Source organism: Corynebacterium freneyi, assembly GCF_030408835.1.
Taxonomy (GTDB): Bacteria; Actinomycetota; Actinomycetes; order Mycobacteriales; family Mycobacteriaceae; genus Corynebacterium; species Corynebacterium freneyi.
The window spans coordinates 451,191-474,894 of sequence record NZ_CP047357.1 but is presented as its reverse complement, the minus strand read 5'-3'; the positions used below and the strand labels follow the sequence as shown (position 1 = coordinate 474,894).

General features: G+C 70.7%; 23 protein-coding genes. 5 read left to right on the top strand and 18 right to left on the bottom strand.

Annotated features, from left to right (window positions below; translation table 11 throughout):
* Positions 1–81: 81 nt before the first annotated feature.
* Positions 82–711, top strand: a complete 630-nt coding sequence (locus CFREN_RS02075; RefSeq protein WP_070519329.1) for a methionine ABC transporter permease — start codon at positions 82–84, stop codon at positions 709–711.
* A 13-nt stretch (positions 712–724) separates the two neighbouring features.
* Here CFREN_RS02075 and CFREN_RS02070 read toward each other — a convergent pair whose 3' ends face one another.
* The gene (locus tag CFREN_RS02070; RefSeq protein ID WP_070519297.1) at positions 725–1,735 is read right to left on the bottom strand and encodes a sucrase ferredoxin; all 1,011 of its coding nucleotides are present in this window, start codon (positions 1,733–1,735) and stop codon (positions 725–727) included.
* Between the two features lie 149 nt (positions 1,736–1,884).
* Here CFREN_RS02070 and CFREN_RS02065 point away from each other — a divergent pair, with 149 nt between their 5' ends.
* Positions 1,885–2,556, top strand: a complete 672-nt coding sequence (locus CFREN_RS02065; RefSeq protein WP_244979560.1) for an AMIN-like domain-containing (lipo)protein — start codon at positions 1,885–1,887, stop codon at positions 2,554–2,556.
* Positions 2,557–2,570: 14 nt separating this feature from the next.
* Here the strand turns inward: CFREN_RS02065 and CFREN_RS02060 are convergent, their stop codons facing one another.
* The 3 genes from CFREN_RS02060 to CFREN_RS02050 form a co-directional block, all read right to left on the bottom strand.
* Positions 2,571–4,283, bottom strand: a complete 1,713-nt coding sequence (locus CFREN_RS02060; RefSeq protein ID WP_239253044.1) for a Y-family DNA polymerase — start codon at positions 4,281–4,283, stop codon at positions 2,571–2,573.
* 13 nt (positions 4,284–4,296) lie between these two features.
* Complete coding sequence (gene imuA' / locus CFREN_RS02055) at positions 4,297–5,184, bottom strand: DnaE2-dependent mutagenesis accessory factor ImuA' (RefSeq protein WP_209654169.1); 888 nt, start codon at positions 5,182–5,184, stop codon at positions 4,297–4,299.
* Positions 5,185–5,335: 151 nt separating this feature from the next.
* Positions 5,336–5,647 (bottom strand): antibiotic biosynthesis monooxygenase family protein, encoded by a 312-nt coding sequence (locus CFREN_RS02050; protein ID WP_198028635.1) that lies wholly within the window; start codon positions 5,645–5,647, stop codon positions 5,336–5,338.
* A gap of 65 nt (positions 5,648–5,712) precedes the next feature.
* On the opposite strand from CFREN_RS02050, the gene CFREN_RS02045 reads away from it, so the two are divergent.
* Positions 5,713–6,474: a hypothetical protein gene (locus tag CFREN_RS02045; protein ID WP_244979561.1), complete on the top strand. Its 762-nt coding sequence runs from the start codon at positions 5,713–5,715 to the stop codon at positions 6,472–6,474.
* A 34-nt stretch (positions 6,475–6,508) separates the two neighbouring features.
* On the opposite strand, the gene guaA is transcribed toward CFREN_RS02045, so the two are convergent.
* The 4 genes from guaA to guaB all read right to left on the bottom strand — a co-directional run bounded on the left by guaA (position 6,509) and on the right by guaB (position 12,856).
* Positions 6,509–8,077, bottom strand: coding sequence for a glutamine-hydrolyzing GMP synthase (guaA, locus tag CFREN_RS02040; protein WP_070519301.1), 1,569 nt, complete (start codon positions 8,075–8,077; stop codon positions 6,509–6,511).
* Between the two features lie 104 nt (positions 8,078–8,181).
* Positions 8,182–9,903, bottom strand: a complete 1,722-nt coding sequence (locus tag CFREN_RS02035; protein WP_070519303.1) for an FAD-dependent oxidoreductase — start codon at positions 9,901–9,903, stop codon at positions 8,182–8,184.
* A 206-nt stretch (positions 9,904–10,109) separates the two neighbouring features.
* Positions 10,110–11,246: a GuaB3 family IMP dehydrogenase-related protein gene (locus tag CFREN_RS02030; protein WP_070519305.1), complete on the bottom strand. Its 1,137-nt coding sequence runs from the start codon at positions 11,244–11,246 to the stop codon at positions 10,110–10,112.
* An 80-nt stretch (positions 11,247–11,326) separates the two neighbouring features.
* Positions 11,327–12,856: an IMP dehydrogenase gene (gene guaB / locus CFREN_RS02025; RefSeq protein ID WP_035121112.1), complete on the bottom strand. Its 1,530-nt coding sequence runs from the start codon at positions 12,854–12,856 to the stop codon at positions 11,327–11,329.
* A 133-nt stretch (positions 12,857–12,989) separates the two neighbouring features.
* On the opposite strand from guaB, the gene CFREN_RS02020 reads away from it, so the two are divergent.
* Positions 12,990–13,343 carry a DUF5319 domain-containing protein gene (locus CFREN_RS02020; protein ID WP_070519308.1) on the top strand — a complete coding sequence of 118 codons (354 nt, stop codon included), beginning with the start codon at positions 12,990–12,992 and terminating at the stop codon, positions 13,341–13,343.
* Positions 13,344–13,367: 24 nt separating this feature from the next.
* Here the strand turns inward: CFREN_RS02020 and CFREN_RS02015 are convergent, their stop codons facing one another.
* The gene (locus tag CFREN_RS02015) at positions 13,368–14,378 is read right to left on the bottom strand and encodes a hypothetical protein (protein ID WP_209654170.1); all 1,011 of its coding nucleotides are present in this window, start codon (positions 14,376–14,378) and stop codon (positions 13,368–13,370) included.
* A gap of 2 nt (positions 14,379–14,380) precedes the next feature.
* Positions 14,381–14,974 (bottom strand): RNA polymerase sigma factor ShbA, encoded by a 594-nt coding sequence (shbA, locus tag CFREN_RS02010; protein WP_070519311.1) that lies wholly within the window; start codon positions 14,972–14,974, stop codon positions 14,381–14,383.
* Between the two features lie 435 nt (positions 14,975–15,409).
* Here shbA and CFREN_RS02005 point away from each other — a divergent pair, with 435 nt between their 5' ends.
* On the top strand, positions 15,410–15,727 hold the full coding sequence (locus tag CFREN_RS02005; protein WP_070519313.1) for a WhiB family transcriptional regulator: 318 nt from the start codon (positions 15,410–15,412) through the stop codon (positions 15,725–15,727).
* 242 nt (positions 15,728–15,969) lie between these two features.
* Here the strand turns inward: CFREN_RS02005 and groL are convergent, their stop codons facing one another.
* From groL to alr, 8 genes are all read right to left on the bottom strand, one after another.
* Positions 15,970–17,577 (bottom strand): chaperonin GroEL, encoded by a 1,608-nt coding sequence (groL, locus tag CFREN_RS02000; RefSeq protein WP_070519315.1) that lies wholly within the window; start codon positions 17,575–17,577, stop codon positions 15,970–15,972.
* Positions 17,578–17,588: 11 nt separating this feature from the next.
* Positions 17,589–17,888 carry a co-chaperone GroES gene (groES, locus tag CFREN_RS01995; RefSeq protein ID WP_209654806.1) on the bottom strand — a complete coding sequence of 100 codons (300 nt, stop codon included), beginning with the start codon at positions 17,886–17,888 and terminating at the stop codon, positions 17,589–17,591.
* Positions 17,889–18,155: 267 nt separating this feature from the next.
* Positions 18,156–19,304: a tRNA (adenosine(37)-N6)-threonylcarbamoyltransferase complex transferase subunit TsaD gene (tsaD, locus tag CFREN_RS01990; protein WP_070519317.1), complete on the bottom strand. Its 1,149-nt coding sequence runs from the start codon at positions 19,302–19,304 to the stop codon at positions 18,156–18,158.
* A gap of 9 nt (positions 19,305–19,313) precedes the next feature.
* On the bottom strand, positions 19,314–19,808 hold the full coding sequence (gene rimI / locus CFREN_RS01985) for a ribosomal protein S18-alanine N-acetyltransferase (protein ID WP_425321496.1): 495 nt from the start codon (positions 19,806–19,808) through the stop codon (positions 19,314–19,316).
* A 35-nt stretch (positions 19,809–19,843) separates the two neighbouring features.
* Positions 19,844–20,725 carry a tRNA (adenosine(37)-N6)-threonylcarbamoyltransferase complex dimerization subunit type 1 TsaB gene (tsaB, locus tag CFREN_RS01980; RefSeq protein ID WP_070519337.1) on the bottom strand — a complete coding sequence of 294 codons (882 nt, stop codon included), beginning with the start codon at positions 20,723–20,725 and terminating at the stop codon, positions 19,844–19,846.
* A gap of 5 nt (positions 20,726–20,730) precedes the next feature.
* A complete protein-coding gene (tsaE, locus tag CFREN_RS01975; protein ID WP_209654172.1) occupies positions 20,731–21,249 on the bottom strand; it encodes a tRNA (adenosine(37)-N6)-threonylcarbamoyltransferase complex ATPase subunit type 1 TsaE in 519 nt (172 codons plus the stop codon).
* A 95-nt stretch (positions 21,250–21,344) separates the two neighbouring features.
* Entirely contained in the window at positions 21,345–22,427 is a 1,083-nt protein-coding gene (locus tag CFREN_RS01970) for an alpha/beta fold hydrolase (protein ID WP_209654174.1), read from the bottom strand.
* Positions 22,414–23,700, bottom strand: coding sequence for an alanine racemase (gene alr / locus CFREN_RS01965; RefSeq protein ID WP_209654176.1), 1,287 nt, complete (start codon positions 23,698–23,700; stop codon positions 22,414–22,416). The genes CFREN_RS01970 and alr overlap by 14 nt, the downstream gene beginning before the upstream one ends.
* Positions 23,701–23,704: the final 4 nt, after the last annotated feature.

The following is a 23,704-nucleotide window of genomic DNA, read 5'->3' as shown; positions in this document are numbered from 1 at the left end:
ACCGCGACCGCCGCGGCGGCCACGTCGACGGCCACCGAGATCCTCGCCCGCGACACCGACTGGGAGCTGCTGGGCCCCCGCATGTGGGACGCCTTCGGCGAAACGCTGTGGATGGTCTGCGTGACCATGGTCATCGGCGGCCTCGTCGGACTGGTGCTGGGCGTGCTGCTGTACGTCTCCCGGTCGTCCGGCGTGCTGCCGTCCGGCCCGCTGCACACCCTGCTGAACCTGGCCGTGAACTTCGTGCGGCCGATCCCGTTCATCATCCTGGTCACGGCCGTCGGCCCGCTGACCAAACTCGTGGTGGGCAAGACCATCGGCACCGGGGCGGCGATCTTCGTCATGACCATCGCCGCGTCCTTCGCCGTCGCCCGCCTGGTCGAGCAGAACCTCATGGCCATCGACCCCGGCGTCATCGAGGCCGCCCGGGCGATGGGCGCGGGGCCGTGGCGGATCATCCGCACGGTCATCGTCCCCGAGGCCCTCGGCCCGCTGATCCTGGGCTACACCTTCGCGTTCATCGCGGTCGTCGACATGTCGGCCATGGCCGGCTACATCGGCGGCGGTGGCCTGGGCGACTTCGCCATCGTCTACGGCTACCGCGCCTTCGACTGGAACGTGACGCTGGTGACCACCCTGGTGATCATCCTCATCGTCCAGGCCGCCCAGCTGCTGGGCAATTTCCTGGCGAAGAAGGTCATGCGCCGCTAGGCGCCATGACCCGCTAGATCTCCGCCGCGGCCAGCGCCCGCCAGCCCTTCTTCGGGCCGGGCGCGTCGCCGCAGGAGGACACCACGCCCTCGGTGACCGTCTGCTCGAGAGCCACGCCGACGGTGCGGCCGTCGTCGAACTCCACGACGGCGGCGGCATCGGCGGCCGGCGCATGCACCAGCACCCCGCGCAGCCGCTCGAGCGTCTCCGGCGAATGCCCGGCGCCCTCGTCCAACACCGCGTCGACCACGTCGGCGACGTCCACCGCGGCCACGGCGTCGATCGCCCACTCATCGACCTCCCCGCGCGCCGCGAGTTCCGCGACCTGCCCGCGGGCATCCCACACCCCGCGGCCGCGGCACCCTCCGGCGTGGAGGATTCCCGACGAGGCGTCGTCAAGCATCTGCTTCGTCTCGACCGCCGACAGCCGCCCGTACGAGTAATTCCACGGCAACAGCACCAACGCCGGCGCAAACCGGTGCCCCTTGGAATGCGACGTCTCCCACACCGCATCCGGGTGGACGTTGTTGAGCGCCTGGGCGATCGGCCGCCCCTTCACCGCACAGCACCGGTCGCGCTTGCCGTGCGTGCACACCAGCAACAACGGCTCGTCGACGACGCGAGCCCCCTCCGTCGGCCGCCCCAGCCGAACGTCCAGCGACAGCATCTCCTCGACGTCGCAGACCGTGCGGACCTCCAGGCGCGGCGCCGAAAACGCGGCGCCCTCCCCCGCCCCGGCCCCGTCCGGCGCGTCGATCCGCGGCGGGCAATGCGCCACGTACATGGTCACGCCGTCACAGGGGATCTGGCCGAGACGCCCCGGCTTGCGGATCAACTGCAGCGAACCGCCGCGCTCGGCGAGCCAATCCTTGATGCGGGCGGTCAGCTCCTCGCCGAACACCCCGCCATCGAGGATGTCGTGGCTCCACCCATACTGATGCTCGAGCGCGATGAACAGGACGCCGCCTTTCGCCGTACCCGGCAGCGGCTCATGTCCCAGGTCAGAGCACACGGTTTCCGTCATGAGTTAAGCCTAACAAGGTGTCCGGGGTCACGGTTGCCTCCCCCGTCCGGTCACCGTTTGACAACACTTTTCACTCTGTACCCAGCGACCTGGGGTTTTGCGCTTCGGGCTAATTGCCATTCAAAAAAAGCCGTCCTACGGTCGAAAGCATGATGCTCGGCCCCCGCACCTCGACCCGTTCGAACCGCGCCACCGCCCGCTCCGTGGCGGCGGTGATCGCCGCGGGCTCCCTCGTCCTCGGCCTCGCCGCCTGCTCGTCCGGGGCGGAGCCGGACGTCGATTCGGCGGTGTCGATGCGCTCGGAGGGCACGCCCACGTCCTCGGGCGCCGACGGCGGCGGAGGGGCGCCGGCGACGCTGGAGGCCGACCCCGCCCCCGACGTCGACTACTCGGACGCCCCGGCGGAGGCGGCCCCCGCGGACGGTTCCTACCTGGGCATCAAGGATGTCCGCATCGGCTCGCACGATGGTTTCGACCGCATCGTCATCGAGTTCATCGGCGACGGCGAGCCGGGGTACTGGGTGCGGTACGAGGACATGCCGACCCAGCAGGGCAGCGGCAACCCGATCAGCGTCAGCGGCGCCCACAAGTTGTCCGTCGACGTGCGCGGCACGGGCTATCCCTTCGACTTCAACGTGGAGGATTACCCGAATGGCCCGGTCAAGCCGGAGGGCACGTCGGCGATCACGGAGGTCCGCGGTTTCGGCACCTTCGAGGGCGCCACGCAGTACGTGGTGGGCATCGACGGCGAGCGCCCCGGGTTCAAGGTGTTCAAGGCCCAGAATCCGACGCGGCTGATCATCGACATCGAGGCCCGTTAAGTTCACCGTTTCCCTCAGCCGTATCTGCCTTCGATGCGCCACTTTCCCGCGTGGCCGATGAGCAGGAACGCCTGCGGCCCGCGCCCACCCGCCCCGGCGGGGGCGTCCACGGCGACGTGCATGCGGGCGGCGCGGCGGGCGTCGTCGGGGGTCCACCAGCGTTCGTCGACGGGCCATGGCCCGGCCCATGCGGTGACCTCGTGGTCGCGGCCGCCCCAGCGCAACACGGCGGGCACGCCGGTGAGGGTGCCCCGCCCGGTGACGGCGATGGTGTCGCCGGCGGCGTCGTGCAACCCGACCTTCGACGCGGGGTGACGCGCCGACGGTGACTGAGGGGACGCCGACCCGCCCGGCGTGACCGCCGGGTTCGGCGCGGGCAGCGCCCCGGGCCACCGCCCCGTGACGGGAGGGGCCTCCTCCCCCACCGGGACCATGGCCACGCGTTCGGACGGGCCGCGGCCGCCGACGTCGACGGGTCGGCGCACCGCCTCCGGGCCGAGCAGACCCTGGACTCGGGCGGCGGCCCTGCCCGCCCGTTCCGACGCCGCATCGGCCCCGCCCCACAGCGCATCGCGTTCGACGCCGGCGACGATGACCTCCAGCGGCTCCAACGTCAACGCCGCGATGCCGCGGGCGTCGGGGGCATCGTCGTCGATGGCGTCATCGACGACGTCGACCGGGCCGGCGGAGTCGCCCTCCCCCTCCACCGCCGTCTGCGCGGTGGTCCCCGCCGCGGCCTCCGCTGCGGCGATGGCGCGCCCGGTCAACCACCCGTCGAGCTGCCAGCGCACGCGGTCGGCGGTGGCCGCTTCGTCGAGCGGACCGGCGCAACGCCACACGCGGCGCAGTTCGGCGCCGTCGGTGAACTCCGCGGTCACCGCGAGCCGATGACACGCCAACCCGTGCTCGCGCAGCCGATGATGCAGCTTCGCCGCCAGCGCGCGGGCGATGAACGCGGCGGCGTCGACGCGCGTCAGCGTCTCCTCCGGGCGATGCACGATCGCCAGGTCCCGCGGCGGCGTCCGGGGCGCCACCCGCCGCTCCAGCTCCCCGGCGGCGACCTTCCGCCATCTCGCGCCCTCCGTCCCGAACCGGCCCGCCACGTCGCGGGCGGGAAGGTCGGCGACGTCGCCAAGCGTCCGCAAACCCAGATCCACCCAGGCCCGCCCCAGCGCCGCCGGGAAATCCAGGGCCGTTTCCGCCGCGACCTCCGCCAACGACACCCCGCGCAAAAACGCCGGGCCACCGCCGACGGGCAGCTGCACGCCCCGCCTCGCGGCGAGCACCGCGGTGGTCACGTCATCGGCGATGCCGACGAGGCAATCCGCCCCGGCGAGCGCGGCGGCGTCGAGGAGCATCTCCACCGTCTTCGCCTCGCCGCCGTGATACTTCGCCGGGCCGTCGACGCCGAGGACCACCAGTCCGGGCCGCAGCGCCTCCACTCCCGCGGCGACGTCGCCGATGCGGTCGAGCACCGGCTCGAACTCGCGGGCGTCGCGCGCCGGGTCAGCGTCGACGACGATCAGGTCGGGACATGCCGCCTGCGCATGCCGACGCCCCTGGCCACGCCGCACGCCCGCCCGCCGCGCCGCATCGGAGCAGGCCGCCACGGTCGCGTCGGACAGCACCGCGATGGGCGCCTGCGGCCCGGCCCCGCCCGTCGCGCCGGAAAACCGCGCCGCCTGAATCGGCCAATCGGGCAGCCACATGCCCAGGATCCGCGTCACCGTCGCCCGCCCCTCATTCGGCCTTCCGCAGCGGCAACGGGACCACGCCGCCGGCCGCGCCGGAGCCTTCCCGCACGTCGAGCGCCGTCGCCTCCGTCGCCGCAGCCTCCGACGTCGGGCAGTCGCCGATGGTCCAGCGCACGCCACGTTCGGGCCGCCCCGCCCCGCGCGCCGTGACGTGGAACTCGACCCCGCGGATGCGCCCGTGCCCCGCGCCGAGCCCGTGGATCGCCGTCACCCGCGACGCCACCGACACCTTCGATCCCGGCCATCCCTCGCCGACGTACAGCAGCGCGCACCCCGACCCCCGCAGCCGGGCCATGACGGGACGCGCGGCCGAGGGCGGGGGCATGCGCTCCAGCTTGACGACGACCACGTCGACGCCATCGGCCAAGAGCGCCACCACCTCGAGGGGCGATTCGCCGGGTTCCGGCACGTCGAGAACCCGGGAGAGATCGCCACCGTGTTCGACGATGCTCAGCGGCGCGAAATCCGGCAGGCCGACGAGCGCGACATGCCCGCCGACGGCGGTGACTTCGGCGAGAATCCCCGCCACCACCGCACCGGCGGCGTCAATGGAACTGACGGCACCCTTGAGCAGGCCGCCGTCGAGAAGCCCCGCAAGTCCGGCGGGAACGGGAACGCGCCCATCAGCGACGGAATACCCATCTCCAGCTGCAGGAACAACACCGCCACCATCGCCGACTCCACCATCGCCGACCACGACATGGGAACCGCGACCCCCGTCGCCGCCGCGACCACTGGCAGGCTCGGGCACGACGGCCCCCAACCCCGCCATGGATTTCCGCAACGCGGCGACGGTGTCCTCGCGATTCAACCCGGACAGGTCCGGCACGGCGCGCAACGCGGACATGACGACCTCCCCGACGATCGAACACATTTACTACGTTCGAAAGTGTATGCGCATGCCCGGAACGTCGTCAACAGTCCCGGTCACCCGACCGACGGCCCCGAAAAACGCGAAAACCGCCGACCGAAAAGGTCGGCGGAACAGGCGGGGCGGGCGGGTCGTCGTCCCGCCCCAAGAACGGCTACGCGGAGCCGGGCACGTCCAGGACGACGTCGAACTCCAGCAGCTCAGCCGACGACGACACCGGCTTGCGCTCCTCGCCCTCGTGCGAGGCCTTGAAAGCACGGCCACCGCGCCAGCCCTGGTAGGCCTCCTCGTTCTCCCACTCGGTGAAGACGAAGTAGCGGCTCTCCCCCGCGGTCGGACGCAGCAGCTGGAAACCGATGAAGCCCGGGACGTCGGCCATCTTCGAGGAGTTGGCGGAAAAGCGACGCTCCAGCTCCTCGCCGGCGCCTTCGGGAACGGAAATGGCGTTGATCTTGACGATGCTCATGGGCATAACCCTAGCCATCCGGCACCGGGCAATCCATGGTCCCCGCGTTACTACAGTGAAGAAGCATGACCGAGCGCAACCAACGCCTGCACTCTTCGGCGTCTTACCGGGACGCCGCCGAACGCACGACGGCATTCATCAACGACCCCGTGCGGCTGGGAACGGTGATTGGCGCCGCCACTGCGCTCATCGCACTGCTCGCGCTGCTCCAGGCCCGGATCATCGGCGCCATCGGCTGGTGGAGCGTGACGGCGCTTTTGCTGGCGCTCATCGGCATCAGCGTCTTCGCGCGCCACGCGAAAACACCCGACGAAAAAACCAGGCCATCCCGTTTCGCCGAGCCGATGCGCGAGTCGCCGAACGACATTTCCTGGACTGGCGGCATAAGCATGCTGCTGATGTTCCCAGGCGCATGGATTATTGCTGCTGTCACCGAGCACATCCCCTCAAGCTCCGTCGCGACTGTCGTGGTCATCGCACTTTCGGCCATCACCGCTACCTGCGCAATCCTGCCGCAGCAATTCGGATTCCTCCCGGCGGCCGCACAACTTCCCGACAACTTCGCACAGCGCTGCCCCTACCCCGCCGACTCACCAGAGGCCCGCATCCTCGCGGTCCTCTTCGTCGCACGTCTACGCGACGGTTACGTCTTCTTCACCGACCACCTGTCCTACTTCGCCATGCTTGACGACGATGCCGTGCACGCCGCTCTCCGCACCCTGGAGGCCGATGGGCGCATCACCATCGCGAAGAACACCTCCGCACTGACGGAAAAGGGCCGCGCCCGCGAGTTCGCTCAACTCACGGACACGGCCCTCGCCGGCTAGGAAGCCATGCTCGACGGCGACCCGACCACCGGGCTTACTCCCACTCGATGGTTCCCGGCGGCTTGGACGTGATGTCCAGGACCACTCGGTTGACCTCCGCCACCTCGTTGGTGATGCGGGTGGAGATCCGCTCGAGCACGTCGTAAGGCACGCGCGTCCAGTCGGCGGTCATCGCGTCCTCAGACGTCACCGGGCGCAGCACGATCGGGTGGCCGTAGGTGCGGCCATCACCCTGCACGCCCACGGAACGGACGTCGGCGAGCAGCACCACCGGGCACTGCCAGACGACGTCGTCCAGGCCGGCGGCGGTCATCTCCTCGCGGGCAATGGCGTCGGCGCGGCGCAGGGTGTCCAGGCGCTCCTCGTCGACGGCACCGATGATGCGGATGCCCAGGCCCGGGCCCGGGAACGGCTGGCGGCCGACGATGGCCTCCGGCAGCCCCAGCTCGCGGCCCACGGCGCGGACCTCGTCCTTGAACAGCAGGCGCAGCGGCTCGACGAGCGTGAACTCGACGTCATCGGGCAGGCCGCCGACGTTGTGGTGGCTCTTGATGTTCGCGGTGCCGGAGCCGCCGCCGGATTCGACGACGTCCGGGTACAGGGTGCCCTGGACCAGGAAGTCCACGGTCTCGCCCTCCGGCGCGCCCTCCAGGGCCCGGGCGACGGCGCGTTCGAAGGAGCGGATGAACTCGCGGCCGATGGTCTTGCGCTTGGTCTCCGGGTCGGTGATGCCGGCCAGCGCGTCGAGGAAGACCGCCGAGTCGTCGACGGTGATCAGCTTCGCGCCGGTGGCGGCGACGAAGTCCGTCTCCACCTGCTCGCGCTCTCCCTGGCGCAGCAGACCGTGATCGACGAACACGCAGGTGAGGCGGTCGCCGATGGCGCGCTGCACCAGCGCGGCGGCGACGGCGGAGTCGACGCCGCCGGACAGGCCGCAAATCGCCCGACCGTCGCCGACCTGCTCGCGCACGGCGTCGATGAGCTCCTCGGCGATGTTCGCGGCGGTCCAGTTCTGCTCGAGCCCCGCGATCTCGGTGAGGAAGCGCTCCAACGCCTGCTGGCCGTACGGCGAGTGGTTGACCTCCGGGTGGTACTGCACGCCGGCCATCTTCCGCTCGAGGCACTCGAACGCGGCCACCGGCGCGCCCTTGGTCGACGCGGTGACGGTGAAGCCCTCGGGGGCCTCGGTCACGGCGTCGCCGTGGCTCATCCACACCTCGTGGGTTTCCGGGGCGCCGGCGTGGAGCACGTCCTCGCCCGCCACGGTCATGGTGGTGCGGCCGTATTCGCGGTCGCCGGTGGCGGCGACGGTGCCGCCCAGCGCGCGGGTCATGGCCTGGAAGCCGTAGCAGATGCCGAACACCGGAATGCCCAGCTCGAGCAGCTGCGGATCCAGGGCCGGGGCATCTTCGGCGTAGACGCTGGACGGGCCGCCGGAAAGCACCAGCGCACGCGGGCTCTTGGCGCGGATCTCCTCGATCGTGGCGGTGTGCGGCACGACTTCGGAGTAGATGTTGGCCTCGCGAACGCGGCGGGCGATGAGCTGCGCATACTGCGCGCCGAAGTCGACGACGAGTACGGGGTGGTTTACCTGTTCAGACACACCGCGATTTTAGCGCACGTGCGGGGGCGGGCCCTTTTCGGCTCCGCCCCCGGCTTCGCGTCGGCTTCATGCTTTACGACGCCCGCCGCGTCGCCCGTCCACCGTCACCTGCGGACGGGCATGCCCAAATTGAGGGCGGCCGGGGCGTCGGCGGGCACGGTCGGGGCGACCGGGGCCACGGGCGCGACGTCGCGGTAGGCCTCGTCCTGCGACGGGCGGGGGTCGGCCTCGCCCTTGTTCGGCCACAGGGCGGTGGCGCGCTCGGCGATCGCGGTGATGGACAGCGACGGGTTGACGCCCGGGTTGGCGGGCATGGACGTGCCGTCGGTGATGTGCAGCGTCGGGTATCCCCACACGCGGTTGTACGGGTCGACGACGCCGCGCTCCGGGGAAGCCGAGATCGGCGCACCGCCGATGAAGTGGGCGGTGAGCGGAATGTTGAAGATCTCGCCCCATGTGCCGCCGGCGATGCCGCCGATCTTCTCGGCGACGCGGCGGGTGGCTTCGTTGCCCGCGGGGATCCACGACGGGTTGGGTTCGCCCTCGCCCTGACGCGACGACAGCAGGCGCAGCGGCCCCCACTTGTTCAGGTGGGTGGTCAGGCTGTTGTTCGAGTTCTGCATCACCAGCGAGATCACGGTGCGCTGCGACCACTTGCGCAGGTTGAACAGCTGGAAAATGACCTTCGGGTCGGCGGCGAGCTCCTTGATCAGCTTCCACCAGCGCGGCCCGCCGGCGCCGCCGTCGGTCATGAGGGTCTGCAGCAGGGCGATGGCGTTGGACCCCTTGCCGTAGCGCACCGGCTCGATGTGGGTGTTGGGCTCCGGGAAGAACGACGACGTGATGGCCACGCCCTCCGAGTAGTCGGCGTTCGGGTCGAGGGTCGGGCGCATGGCGCCGACGATGGCCTCGGAGTTGGTGCGGGTCAGGTAGCCCAGGCGCGACGACATGTTGGGCAGGTGTCCGTCGCTGCGCTGGCGGTGCAGCAGGTTCTGGCTGCCCCAGGAACCGGCGGCGACGATGACCTGGTCCGCGGTGTACGTGCGGCGGCGCTTGTTCACCCAGGCGCCCGTGCGCTCGGTGACGACGTCCCACGAGCCGTCGGCCCGCGGGTGGAGCTCGCGGACGGTGGTGCGCGGGATGATGTGCGCCCCGGCCGCCTCCGCCAGGTGGAGGTAGTTCTTCAGCAGGGTGTTCTTGGCGTTGTGGCGGCAGCCGGTCATGCACTCGCCGCATTCGGTGCACGCGCGGCGCTCGGGGCCGGCACCGCCGAAGTACGGGTCGGGCACGAGTTCGCCCGGAGCGCCCTCGCCGCCGGTCTTTTCGCCGAAGAACACGCCGACGGGCGTCGGCACGAACGTGTCGCCGACGCCCATGTCCTCGGCGACTTCCCGCATGACGCGGTCGGCGGGGGTGACCGACGGGTTGGTGACCACGCCGAGCATCTTGCGGGCCTGCTCGTAGTACGGGGTCAGCTCCTTCTCCCAGTCGGTGATGTCCGCCCACTGCGGATCCCGGAAGAACGGCGACGGCGGCTTGTACAGCGTGTTGGCGTAGTTCAGCGACCCGCCGCCGACGCCGGCGCCGGCGAGGATCATCACGTCCTTGAGCAGGTGGACCCGCTGCACGCCGAACAGGCCGAACTGCGGGGCCCACAGGTACTTGTGCAGCCGCCAGCTGGTCTTGGCGAACTCATGGTCCTCGAACCGGCGGCCCGCCTCGATCACGCCGACGCGGTATCCCTTCTCGGTCAGCCGCAGCGCGGCCACCGAGCCTCCGAAGCCCGAGCCGATCACCAACACGTCATAGTCGCGTCGCGCACCCATGTCACTCTTCCCTCCCCGCCCCGCGGGGCGGACGTTCCGGGCGGCGGCCGGGCTGGTGGCGCACCGCCTCTTTTTGGCAACGGTAGCAATCAACCCGGTTGCCGGAACCGTTTTTCCGGAGACTCGCGCCCGCGACGCGAAAGCGGCGCCCGGGACAAACCCGGGCGCCGCCCTCCATGAAACGCGGTGTCCGACCGCGCGAAAAACTAGTGGATGGCCAGGTCCACGCGCTGGAAGGACTTCACGTCCGTGAAGCCGCACTTGGCCATGGCCCGCTTGATGCCGCCGACCAGGTTGCGGGTGCCGAACGGATCGGCGGCCGGGCCGAAGAGCAGCTCCTCCATCGACGGGTGCTCGGCGCTCTCCGGGGCCAGGTGGACGTTGTCGACGAAACCGCGCGGGTACTTCGGGTGCGCGGCGGCCGACGGCCAGTGCCAGCCCTTGCCCGGCGCCTCCGCAGCGTCGGCCAGCAGGTGCGACAGCGCAACCGCATCGGCGCCGCAGGCGATGGCCTTGGCGATGCAACCCGCGGTTTCGATGCCGCCGTCGGCGATGACGTGGACGTAGCGGCCGCCGGTCTCGTCCAGGTAGTCGCGGCGGGCCGCGGCGGCGTCGGCGATGGCCGTGGCCATGGGCACGTCGATGCCCAGAGCCGACGGCGTCGTCGTGGTGCCCGGGCCGACGATGACGCCGGCCGCGCCCGTGCGCATCATGTGCAGCGCCGTGCGGTAGTCCACCACGCCGCCCACGATGACCGGCACGTCGAGCGAGCCGATGAAGTCCTTCAGGTTCAGCGGCTCGCCGTCGGAGGTGACGTGCTCCGCGGAAATCAGGGTGCCCTGGACGACCAGCAGGTCGATGCCCGCCTTCACCAGGATCGGGGTCAGTTCACGGCACCGCTGCGGGCTGACTCGCACGGCCGTGATGGCGCCGGTCTCGCGCAGCTCGGTGATCCGGCGGACCAGCAGTTCCTCGTCGATCGGCGCCGCATGCAGCTCCTGCAGCACCTTGTTCGCGGACTCGGGCGTCCACTCCGCACCCGACGCGGCCTCGACGACCTTCGCGATCGCCGCGGCACCGTCCTCGTGGCGGGCCCAAATGCCCTCCGCGTTCAGCACCGCCAGGCCACCCAGGCGGGCGAACTCCGCCGCCGACTCCGGGCCGGAGATCGAATCGGTCGGGTGCATCATAAGCGGGAAGCCGAACTCGTAGGCGTCGATGTTCCACCGCGTGTCCACGTCCTTCGACGAACGGGTGCGGCGGGACGGCACGATGGCGACGTCCTCGAGCTCATAGGTGCGGCGGGCCTCGCGGCCCATGCCGATTTCGACCATGTCACGCAATGTGGAATTCCTTCTTTAGGCGTTGTGCCCGCGGCCGCCCCACCACGGGAGGGCCCGGGGCGCGGCGATACAGCGGGAAACTAGCGCTGGTAGTAGTTCGGCGCCTCGACCGTCATCTGGATGTCGTGCGGGTGGGACTCGCGCAGGCCGGCCGCCGTGATCTGCACGAACTTGGCCTCGTTGAGCTGCTCGATGGTCGCCGACCCCGTGTAGCCCATCGCGGCGCGCAGACCGCCGACGAGCTGGTGGACGATCGCATCGAGGTGACCGCGGAAGGGCACGCGACCCTCGATGCCCTCCGGCACCAGCTTCTCCTCCGACAGCACGTCGGCCTGGAAGTAACGGTCCTTGGAAAACGAACGCTTCTCGCCCGTCAGGCCACGCCCCTGCATGGCGCCCAGCGAGCCCATGCCGCGGTACATCTTGTACTGCTTGCCGTTGACCACGACGGTCTCACCCGGCGCCTCGGCCGTGCCCGCCAGCAGCGAACCCAGCATGACCGTCGACGCGCCGGCGGCCAGCGCCTTGGCGATGTCGCCCGAGAACTGCATGCCGCCGTCGGCGATGATCGGCACGCCCGCCTTCTTCGCCGGCACGGCCGCCTCCATGATCGCGGTGATCTGCGGGGCGCCCACGCCCGCGACGACGCGGGTGGTGCAGATCGAGCCCGGGCCGATGCCGACCTTGATGGCGTCGGCGCCCGCCTCGATCATGGCCTCCGCCGCGGCCCGGGTGGCCAGGTTGCCGCCGATGACCTGCACGCGGTCGCCGAACTCCTTCTTCACGCGCGACACCATCTCCAGCACGCCGGAGTTGTGGGCGTGGGCGGTGTCCACGACGAGCGCGTCCACGCCGGCGTCGGCAAGCGCATGCGCGCGCTTCCACGAATCCTCGCCGGTGCCGATGCCCGCGCCGACCAAGAGACGACCCGAACCGTCCTTGGAGGAATTCGGGTACTGGTCCTGCTTGACGAAGTCCTTCACCGTGATCAGACCGGTCAGCTTGCCCTCGCCGTCGACGATCGGCAGCTTCTCCACCTTGTGGGAGCGCAGCAGGTTCAGGGCGGCGTCGCCCGAAACGCCCTGCTCCGCCACGACCAGCGGCATCGGCGTCATGACCTCGCGGACCGGACGCGACGGATCGGTCTCGAACCGCATGTCGCGGTTGGTGCAGATGCCGACCAGCTTGCCCTCGTCATCGACGACCGGCAGACCCGAAATGCGGAAACGGGCGCACTTCTGGTCGACCTCCCCGATCGTCTCGTCCGGCGAGCACGTCACCGGGTTGGACACCATGCCGGCCTCGGAACGCTTGACGATCTCGACCTGCTGCGCCTGATCCTCCACCGACAGATTGCGGTGCAGGATGCCCATGCCGCCCTGGCGGGCCATCGCGATGGCCATGCGGGACTCGGTCACCGTGTCCATCGCCGCCGACACGATCGGCACGTTGAGGCGCAGCTCGCGGGTCAGCTGAGTGGACGTGTCCACTCCGGACGGGATCACGTCCGAGGCATCCGGGATGAGCAGAACATCGTCGAAGGTGAGACCGACGAGCGGGATCTTGCCCGCGTCATCGCCACCCAAGCTGATTCCGGTGGGGTTCGTCATGGATTGTCGTCCTCCTGGTCGCGCCGCCGAAAGTTCGGATTACCCAACAGGGTAATCCCAATCTCGGGCGGGTAGTAACTTGGCCCCGGCCCCGGCTACGGTGGGCGGTGTGAATCGTGATTTTTGGTCGTCCATGCCGCGTGACCCTTTCGAGGGCGATCCCGACGACCCGTCGCACCTGCTCGAACCGGACGAACCCTTCGTTCCGCTGACCGCCCAGGAGCGCCGCGAGGTCGAGGAGGACCTCGAAGCCGTGCGCACGTTCCGCGCCGACCTCGCCCCCAGGGGCCTGTGGGGCGTGTCCATGATGTGCGAGGACTGCAACGAGCCGCACTACTACAACTGGGACGTCCTGGAAACGCACTACGTGCTGCTGCTCAAGGGCGAGCAGTCCCCCGTCCACGAACCGCAGTACGACCCGGATCCGTCGCGATACGCGCCGTGGGACTACTGCGCGGGCTACGTCGACGGGCGCCGCGACCGCTAGTCCCGCAGCCGCGCCCCGGCGCGGTCATTCACCCGGCATCTGCGGCAGCGCCGAACGCACCGTCTCGGGGTCGGCCGTCGGCAGCGTCGGCTGTTCATTGACCAACGGCGGGCCGACGGTCTCTTCCGGCGCGCCCGACGACCCCTGGCCGACGGTCGACGTCACCGTCTCCGTCACGGTCTCGGTGCGCACCTCGGTGTGGGTGACCACCCCCGGTTCCAGCGTCCGCGTTTCCCGGTGGGTGGTGGTGCGCTCGTTGGTCACCGTCTCCGGGGCTCGGGTGACGGTGCGGACGCGCTCGACCGTCTCACGCATCTGCGATTCCAACGCGGGGCGGTCGTTTTCCTCTACCTCCGCCAGCAGCCGCTCGGCATGCTCCAGCAATTCGCGGGCGCGTTCGGCATCGCCGGCCTTGCCCGCGGCGTCGGCCTCGTCCAGAGTCGACGCCAGTTCCAACTCCACGGAGCGGTCCCCGAACAGGGTCACCCGCGCCGGCCACAGGGAGCTGCCCGGGGTGGCGGAGTGGACGGCGGAAAGACCTCCGGCGACCAGCACCAGAGACGCGGCCGCGCCGATCAGGGCGCTGCCGATGCGTGACGGCCGCCACCAGGCGGCGGGCCCCTCGACGACGGTGCCCGACGCATCGTCGGCGGTGCCGGATCCGTCCCCGGCGGCGTCGTCCTCGACTGCGGCGTCTGCCTCGACGTCGTCTTCGGTCGCCACGACCTCGACGTCCACGACGTCGCGCGCGGGCATGGCCACGGCGGGGTCGATGTCCGGAAACGGCGGCAGCTCGGCATCGGCGGCGATGCGGGCGTCGGCGATCAGGGACGCGAGGTAGGAATCGGTGCCGTAGACGCCGGCTCCGCACACGTCGCGTCGACCGGCGGCGAGGGCGTCGAGGAATCGATCGTCCGCCGCCAACTCCTGCTGGGTGGGCATATGCTCCACGCCAGACACCGCATGACCCCGCCGGGTGCCCCGGGGGTCACGGTGATCGCCCATCGCCGTCTCCTCGTCCTTCCGTCCGTTCACGGTCATCGCGCCTTCCGGGTTTCCCCGGTTCGTTCGCGCGACGCCTTTTCCTCGACCACCGCGCGGAGCTTCGCCAACGCGCGGTGCTGTGCGACCCGGACCGCGCCGGGGGTGCTTCCGACGAGCTGCGCGACTTCCTCCGCCGGCAGCCCCTCGAACACCCTCAGGATGATGATGTCGCGGGCCTTGTCACTCAGTGAATCGAGAAGGTCGCGGACTTCGTTACCGGCATCTTCCAGGAGCACGGCTTCTTCCGGCCCGCTCCCCGTCACGGGGGTATCCGGCAGCGTGTCGCTGGGGTGGGACAGGTCCCTGGCGCCGGCGCGGTGGGCGTCGGCGACCTTGTGGGAGGCGACTCCGTATACGTACGCCATGAACGGCCGTCCGCGATCGGTGTACCGGTCGAGGGACTTGGCCACGGCGAGCATGGTCTCCTGCGCGACGTCGTCGGCGGACACCGCACCGTCCTGGCCCATGCGCGCGCGGCAGTAGCGGACGATGGGCGGGTGGATGTGGCGCATCAGGGAGTCGAATGCGGCTCCGTCGCCGTCGATGGCACGCCGCACCCAATCGCGGACCATGTCATCGTCGGCCATGCCATTCCTTCCCTATCCGCCGTCGGCCGGGGTTTCCGCCGCCGGGACGGGCCATCGCGGTGATCGGCGGCGCGGTGGCCGTCGCGGGGACGCGGCCCGCGAACCGAATCGTCCGACGTTGACGTTCGTCGCCAATGTGCATTGATCGTACAACACCGCAAATAGAGGTATTCGCAGCCGCGGGCGGCGGCGCCGGCCCCGTGAGCCGCGCCACTGCCGGAACCCCTCAGATCCCGCCTGCCCGAGAAGTTCTCCGAAACTGTGCCCCGATTCTGCCGATTGGTTCCCCGGACGTAACCAACGGTTCACCATGCGGGCCCACACTGGCCGCCGTGACCGTCCCCGACCCGAGGACGACGCACGCGGGCCGCCCCGGCGGACCGATCCGCGTTTGATGCGATACACGAGTGTCTTTTATCTAGGAGATTCCCGGCCATGACTCACATCGATCACCTCCCCGGACCGAATGCGGACCTGTGGGACTGGCAGCTCCACGGTTCCTGCCGTGGCGCGGATTCCTCGGTGTTCTTCCATCCCGAAGGTGAGCGCGGCCGCGCCCGGGCAATGCGCGAGATGCGCGCCAAGTCCATTTGCCAGGCGTGCCCGGTGCTGGAGCAGTGCCGCACCCATGCGCTGTCGGTCGGTGAGCCGTACGGCATCTGGGGCGGCATGAGCGAGGCCGAGCGGTCGGAGATCCTCCGCAACCGCCCGCGTCGCCGACGCGACAAGGTTCGCGAGACCGTCCTGGTGTGACGCCACCGCCGCCGCCCGTGCAGGGTCGCGGCGGTTTTTCTTTCGGCCCGGGTTCGGGCCGGCCCGGCTTCGTTGGCTTTGCGACGACCACGGGGCGGGCATCCCACCCGGGTCACGCCTCGCACCCGGGCCGCACCGCAGCACCGAAACATCACGCTGCGGCACCGAAACGAAAAACGACGCCCCACCCGGCCAATCGGCCGAATGGGGCGTCGCAGGGCGAAGGGGGCGCCCACGCGCGACTAGTGCGCGTGACCGTGTCCCTCCGGCTCCTCCTCGGGCTTGTCCACCACGGAGGCCTCCGTGGTGAGCAGCATGCGGGCCACCGACGCGGCGTTGACCACCGCGGAGTGGGTGACCTTCACGGGGTCGATGACGCCGGCGGCGATGAGGTCGCCGTACTCGCCGGTGGCGGCGTTGTAGCCCTCGCCGTTCGGCAGTTCGCCGATGTGGTGGACCACCACGGAGCCGTCGACGCCTGCGTTGACGGCGATCCAGAAAGCCGGCTTGGTCAGGGCGCGGGCCAGGGCGCGGACGCCGACGGCTTCGTCGCCGGTGAACTCGTCGGCGTAGCCCTCCAGCTCGCGGGAGATCTGCACGAGCACGGAACCACCGCCGGCGATGACGCCCTCCTGCACCGCGGCACGCGCGGCGTTGATGGCGTCTTCGACGCGCAGCTTGCGCTCGTTGACCTCGGTTTCGGTGGCGGCGCCGACGCGGATGACGGCCACGCCGCCGGACAGCTTCGCCAGGCGCTCCTCGAGCTTTTCGCGATCCCACGTGGAATCGGTGCGCTCGATTTCGTTGCGCAGGTGCTGGCGGCGCTCCTCGACGGCCTCGGCGGTGCCGGCGCCGTCGACGATGACGGTCTCGTCCTTGGTGATGGTGATGCGGCGGGCGCGGCCCATGACCTCCAGGCCGGTGTCCTTCAGCTGCATGCCGGTGTCTGCGGTGACCACGGTGCCGTCGGTGACGACGGCGAGGTCCTCCATGAACTCCTTGCGGCGGTCGCCGAAGTACGGGGCCTTCACGGCCGCGACCTTGAGGGTCTTGCGCATCGCGTTGATGACCAGCGCGGACAGGGCCTCGCCCTCGATGTCCTCGGCCATGATCAGGGTCGGCTTGCCCGACTCGGCGATCTTCTCCAGCAGCGGCAGGAACTCCGGCAGCGACGTGATCTTCTCGCGGACGAGCAGGATCTGCGCGTCCTCGAGGACGGCCTGCTGCGCGTCGACGTCGGTGATGAAGTACGGGGACAGGAAGCCCTTGTTGAAGGACACGCCCTCGGTGACCAGCAGGTCGGTGGCGATGGTCTGCGACTCCTCGACGGAGACCACGCCGTCCTTGCCGACCTTGTCCATGGCGCCGGCGACCAGGTCGCCGATCTCCTCGTCACGCGAGGACACGGTGGCCACCTGCGCGATGGACGCGGAGTCGGTGACCGGGGTGGCCTTGGACTTCAGCAGCTCGACGGTCTTGTCGGCGGCGGCGGCGATGCCGCGGTTGAGGGCGACGGGGTTGGCGCCGGCCGCGACGTTGCGCAGGCCCTCGTGGACGAGCGCCTGGGCGAGCAGCGTCGCGGTGGTGGTGCCGTCGCCGGCGATGTCGTTGGTCTTGACGGCCACCGACTTGACCAGCTGGGCGCCGACGTTTTCGAACGGGTCCTCGACGTCGATGTCGCGGGCGATGGTCACGCCGTCGTTGGTCACCAGCGGACCGCCGAACGCCTTGTCCAGCACCACGTTGCGGCCCTTGGGGCCCAGGGTCACCTTGACGGCGTCGGCCAGCGTGTCCACGCCCCGCTTGAGGCCGTCGCGGGCCTCTTCGTTGAATGCAATGAGCTTGGCCATGTGGGTCCGCCCTAATTCTCGATGACGGCGAGGATGTCGCGCTGGGACAGGAGCAGGTACTCCTCGCCCTGGTACTTCAGCTCGGTGCCGCCGTACTTGGAGAAGATGACGACGTCACCCTCCTTGACGTCCATCGGGATGCGGTCGTCGTCGTCCGCCCAGCGGCCGGGGCCCACGGCGATGACGGTGGCCTCCTGCGGCTTCTCCTTCGCGGAGTCGGGGATGACCAGGCCGGACGCGGTGGTGGTCTCGGCTTCGTTGATCTGGACCAGGACGCGGTCCTCGAGCGGCTTGATGTTGACGTTCGCCACGATGAATTCCTCCATGAGCGGGGCACCCGTCGCGGCCCTTTTTCGTCGGGTGCGGGCGGCGGGCGCCTGGTTGATGTTCTTGTGCCGGTTGGTCTGCCGTGCACAGCCGTCGTCGCGGGTGAACAACTGTGTGTCAAACAACCTTGCTGGCACTCTACCCCCGCGAGTGCCAGCACTCAACCTTGGAGGGTGCGGGCCGCGCGTACGGTCGCGGCCGGTGCGGGCGGCCGCGCCCCGCCGAGGCGGGCGGGGCGTGCGGGGTTTGCTTTACGACGCCCCGCCGGGAAGCGCGATGAGCTCCTCCACCGGCATCGACGGGTCGGTGGCGCACCCGTAGCCGGACGGTTCGGCGCCGGCGGCGATGAGGTGGGCGGCGATGGCGCCGATCATCACCCCGTTGTCGGTGCACAGGCGCATCGGCGGCACGTGCAGCGTCAGGCCCGCTTCGGCGCACCGCTCGGCGGCGAGTTCGCGCAGTCGGGAGTTGGCGGCCACTCCCCCGCCCAGCAGCAGGGTCGTCGCGCCGACGTCCTTCGCGGCGCGGACGGCCTTGAACGTCAGCACGTCGCACACCGCCTCCTGGAACGACGCGCAGGTGTCGGCCATGTCGATGACGCGGCCCTCGCGTTCGGCGGCTTCGACGTATCGGGCGACGGCGGTCTTCAGGCCGGAGAACGAAAAGTCGTGCCGGGAATCCTGCGGCCGCATCATCCCGCGGGGGAACTTCACCGCCGCGGGGTCGCCGTCCTTGGCCAGGCGGTCGATGACGGGTCCGCCGGGGTAGCCCAGGCCGAGCAGCCTCGAGACCTTGTCGTAGGCCTCGCCGGCGGCGTCGTCGAGGGTCGATCCCAATTCCGTCATCGGACGCCCGGCACCGCGCACGTGCAGCAGCTGCGTGTGCCCGCCGGAGACCAGCAGCGCCACGGCATTGGTCAGGTCCGCGCCATCGAGGGCGCCGACGGCAACGTGGCCGCCCAGATGGTTGACCCCGTAGAACGGCACGTCCCACGCCGCCGCGTACGCCTTCGCGCCGGCCGACCCGACCAGCAGCGCCCCCGCCAATCCGGGCCCCACCGTGGCGGCGACGCAATCGGGGATGAAACGCCCCTCCCCGGAGTCGGGGCCGAGCGCCTCCCCCGCACGTCGCAAAGCCTCGCGGACCACCGGCTGCAGGGCCTCCAAGTGCGCGCGCGAGGCGATCTCGGGCACGACGCCGCCGAAGCGGGCGTGCTGCTCCATCGACGACGCCACGACATCGGAGAGGACCTCGATCCGCGGACGGTCGGCCGAACCCTCCTGCTCCGCGGGAAGGTCATCCGACCAGGTGACGCGCATGACGGCGGCGCCCGTTTCGTCGCAGGAGCTTTCGACGGCGAGGATCGTGCGGCTGTGCTGGGCGGCGGCGCTGGAGGTCATGCCCGAATTCTACGACCCGCCCGCCGCCGGCCGACGCATCGTGTACGCGTCGGCGCCGGACTGGCGGTAGTAGCGCTTGCGCACCCCGATGGTTTCGAACCCGTGCGCGGTGTACAGGCCGACCGCCGGTTCGTTGTCTGTGCGCACTTCCAGGAACACCGGCCCCGGCGCGGCGTCGGCGACGGACAGCAGATGTTCCAGCAGTTCCCGGCCCACGCCGCGGCCGCGCAGGACGGAGTCGACGGCGATGGTGTGGATCTCGTACTCGGGCGCCGACTCCGGCCCCAGCCTGGTGATTCCGCCGTAGGCGAGCACCCGGTCGACGCCCTTCGCGGCACCGCCGTCGGGGATGACCCAACCGAGGTAGAGGTTGGCGGGGCTGGCCAGTTCGGCGGCGAAGGCGGACTCGGGCCACGGGTCGTCGCCGGCGAAGATCTGGGCTTCCAGCGCGGCGCATCCCGACGCCGCCCCGGGAGCCAGCCGCCCGAAGGTGGCGGCGGCCAACAGCTGATCCGGGTTCGGGCCGGGTCCCGCGCCGATCACGCGCCGTCCCGCTTCGCGACGTCCACGTCCGGAATCGCAGGGGACTTGGGCACGGGTTTCGGCGGAGTCGCGTCGGGGCGTCGGAGGTACAGCGGCACCAATGCGGCGGCCGGCCCCGCGAGAGCGGCGGTGGCGGAAAACGGCGTGTGGTCGGGTTCGCCGTCGCCGTCGGCGTCCGGACCGTCTTCGTCGTGGTGGTATTCCAACTCGGCGACGGCGGCGGCGACGAGTCCGGCGGGCGTCGGATATGCGCCGGTGATGCGGGAATCCGCGACCACCGCGGCGACGTCGGTGTCGGCGAAGCCCGCCCGGACGTCGGCGCACTTGTCCGCGTCGCCGACGAACTGCCCGGGCACGAAATCGGGGACGTCCTCCAGCACGGCATCGGCGCAGGCCGCCGCAGCCATCACAGCCGGCCCCCACACCCGTCGACCATCGCGGTAGGCGGCGACGTAGACCTCCCGGCGACGGGCGTCGGTGACCACCATGACGTCGCCGGGCAGGGCTTCCCCGCCCGGATGGGCCAGCGCGTCGAGCGAACATGCGCCGTGGGCCGGCACCTCCCACGCATCGGCGAACGACGCCGCGGTGGCCATGCCCACCCGAAGGCCGGTGAAGGGGCCGGGGCCGCAGCCGACGACGACGGCCCCGACCGCGCGGGCGGCGCCACCCCCGAGCCCGGCGTCGGCCAGGCACGTCCGGATCAGCGGCGTGAGCACCTCATTGTGGGCGCGCGCGTCGACGTGACCGGCCGCCGACAATTCCTCGAGCATCGGCGACCGGCGACCGTTGGCCGCACGCTCGCCGGGCAGCTCGGCGACGTGGACGAGACCGGCGGTGACCTGCGGCGTGGACGTGTCGACGGCGAGTACGAACATGTCCGTCACGATACCCGCCGCCACGTCACTTCCCGGACGTCATCCGCCGAGGAACGGTCGATGCTCACCAGCAGCAGGGAGTCGGACAGTTGCTCGACCAGGCCGGCGCCCCATTCGGCGACGACGACGCAGGACTCCAGATCCGTGTCCAGGTCGAGGGAGTCCAGGGCGTCGAGGGCGTCGAGGCCCCCGACGGACGAGGCGCCACCGGCCTCCCCTGTGTCCGGTCCTTCCTCGCCGAACAGCCGGTAGGCGTCGACGTGGACCAGATCCGGTCCGCCGCCCAGGCTGCGGTGGTGACGGGCGATGGTGAACGTCGGGCTGGTCACCCGCCCGCGAACGTTCATGCCCGCGGCGATGCCCTGGGTCAGCGTGGTCTTGCCCGCGCCCAGCGGACCATCGAGGATGACCAGATCACCGGCGACCAACGTGGCCCCGAGTTCCTCGCCGAAGGCCCGCATGTCCTCGGCCGTCGGCAATGTCCGTGCACCGGATTCCTGGAAAGTGCTGGGGCGGGAAGTCATGGGGACATCGTAATGCGGGCCCCGGATCGCCCCCACCGGGGCCGCGCACCGGCCGGTTTTCGTCTGCGTCGGCCGGTTCGTCCACCGGCCGCCTCCTACACCGGCCAGTTCTCGCGGACGAGGGTCTCGATGGCCCCGCCGACCAGCTTCGGCTGCTCCAGCTGCACCATGTGGCCGGCGCCGGGCACCCTCACCAGGCGGGCGCCGGGCCAGCCCTCGATGATGTCCACCGCCCGCTCGTACGGGATCATCCGATCCTTGTCGCCGGCGATGACCACGCCGGGATGGCCCTCCAACGCGGCGACGCCCTCCGACTCGTCGTGAAGCTGCAACGCGCCGAAGAAATTGAAGATCGTCGTGGCGTGCGTATCGTCGATCATCTTCTCGTTGAGTTTCACGATCGCACGCGGCGTCCGCTGATCCCCGAAGGAAGCGCCGCGGATGAGGGGCATCTCCCCCACCGTCGCCAACTGCCGGACCTGGTTGGCCAACTGGGGCAACGACTTCGCGGTCTTCGTCAGCGCCTGGCCGACGGGCCCGAGCATCATCTGCGGAATGCCGCCCTTGGACAGCCCCGCCGACGCCGTGGCCAGCAGCGCCACTCCCGACACCCGCTCCATCAACTCCGGGTGTCGGCGGGCGAAGGACATCACGGTCATGCCGCCCATCGAATGCCCGACCAGGAAAATGCGCCCGGCCGGGACGCGCTCGCGGATGATGCACGCCAAATCATCGGCCGTGTGGCCGATGGTGCAGGCCTCGGCCTCTGGGTCGCCGGAATCGCCGTGGCCGCGCTGATCCCAGAACAGCAACCGCACATCATCGCCGAAGCTCTTGCGGAACTGATGCGACAGCAGGCACCACGAATCCTTGCGCTGGCAGTACCCGTGGGTGAACACGATGGTCACCGGGGCGGTCTGGAATCCGCGCTCGACGACGCACAGGTCGAGGCCGTCCGACGAGGTCACCGTCCCCGACCAGGTGGCATCGCCCAGCGTCAGCAGCTCGGGCGGGACGGTCGCGGCGTTGCGGGCGAGCCAGTGCTCGCGCCAGCCGATGACGCCCGCGCCGGCCGCGGTGGCCAGCGCACCGGCGCCGGCGACGATCCCCCACCCGGGAATGCCGCCCCGCCCGCCGGACCGCCCCGCCCCGACCGCGCCACGACTACGTCCGGCCATGGTCCGCCCCCGATTCGCCGACCCCGACGTGCCGCCTGCGCGTGCGGCCGCGCGGCGCCGTCAGAATCTCGTAGTTGATGGTGCCCGCCGCCGCGGCGAGTTCGTCGGCGGTCGGCTCGCCCTCGCGCGTGCCCACGATGACGGCGACGTCGCCGGGCCGCACCGGGGCGTCGGGACCGAGGTCGACGACGAACTGGTCCATGCACACGCGCCCGACCTGCGGGTAGCGCACCCCGTTGATGCTGACGTCGAACTTGCCCGACGCCGAGCGCGGCATGCCGTCGGCGTAGCCGCATGGGATGATCGCCGTCCGGGTGTCGCGTTCGGCGACCCACGTGCGCCCGTAGCTGACGGCCTCGCCGGCGGGGACGTCCTTGATCACGGGGATGCGCGCCTCCCACCGCATCACCGGGCGCAGTCCGTGGGCGCGGCCGGCGACCGGTTCCAGGCCATAGACGGACAGGCCGGGGCGGACCATGTCGAAGGACAGGTCGGGGCGGGTCAGCGCTCCCGGCGAGTTGGACAGGTGGTTGAGTTGCTTGACGACGCCCGCCTTCTCCAGAATGGCCGCCGCCTCGCGGAACCTCCCCGCCTGCATGTCGTTTGCGGGGTTGTCGGGCTCGTCGGCGCAGGCCAGGTGCGAGAAAACGCCGGTGCAGTCGATTTCGCCGCGGGCGTGGGCGTCGCCGAACCGGGCGGCGACGCGTTCGAAGGCGCCGTCGACGACGGAGATGCCCGAGCGGTTGAGCCCCGTGTCCGCCATGGCGGTGACCGTCGGGCGGACGTTGGCGCGGCGACCGGCGGCGATGACCGCGGCCAGGTGCTCCTCCGACGCCACGCCCAGGTGAATGCCCGACGCCACGGCCGCCTCCAGCTCCAGCGCCTCATCGGGGTGCCACAGCCACGCCAGGATCATCGCCGACGTGCCGCGCAGCTCCAGCGACTCGCGCAGGTCCAGCGCCTCCTGGAGCGTGGCCACGCCGAGTTGGTCGGCGCCGGCCCGCACCGCGGCGCCCGCGACCTCGGTGGCCCCCTGCGAGTAACCGTCGGCCTTCACCACGGCCATCAGGCGCCGGGCGCCCGACGCCTTCTTGATGGTCCCGATGTTGTGGCGCACCGCCGCAAGATCCACCGTCTGCACGAGCAACCCGGGAAACGTGGGATCGGCCGGGGACGGGACGGTCTCCCCGGGGCCGGCCCCTTCGTCCGACGGATTCCGATTCCCGGATGGTGTCCGATCGTCGGATGCGTTCGCTCCTCGTGCGGCGTTCATGTCG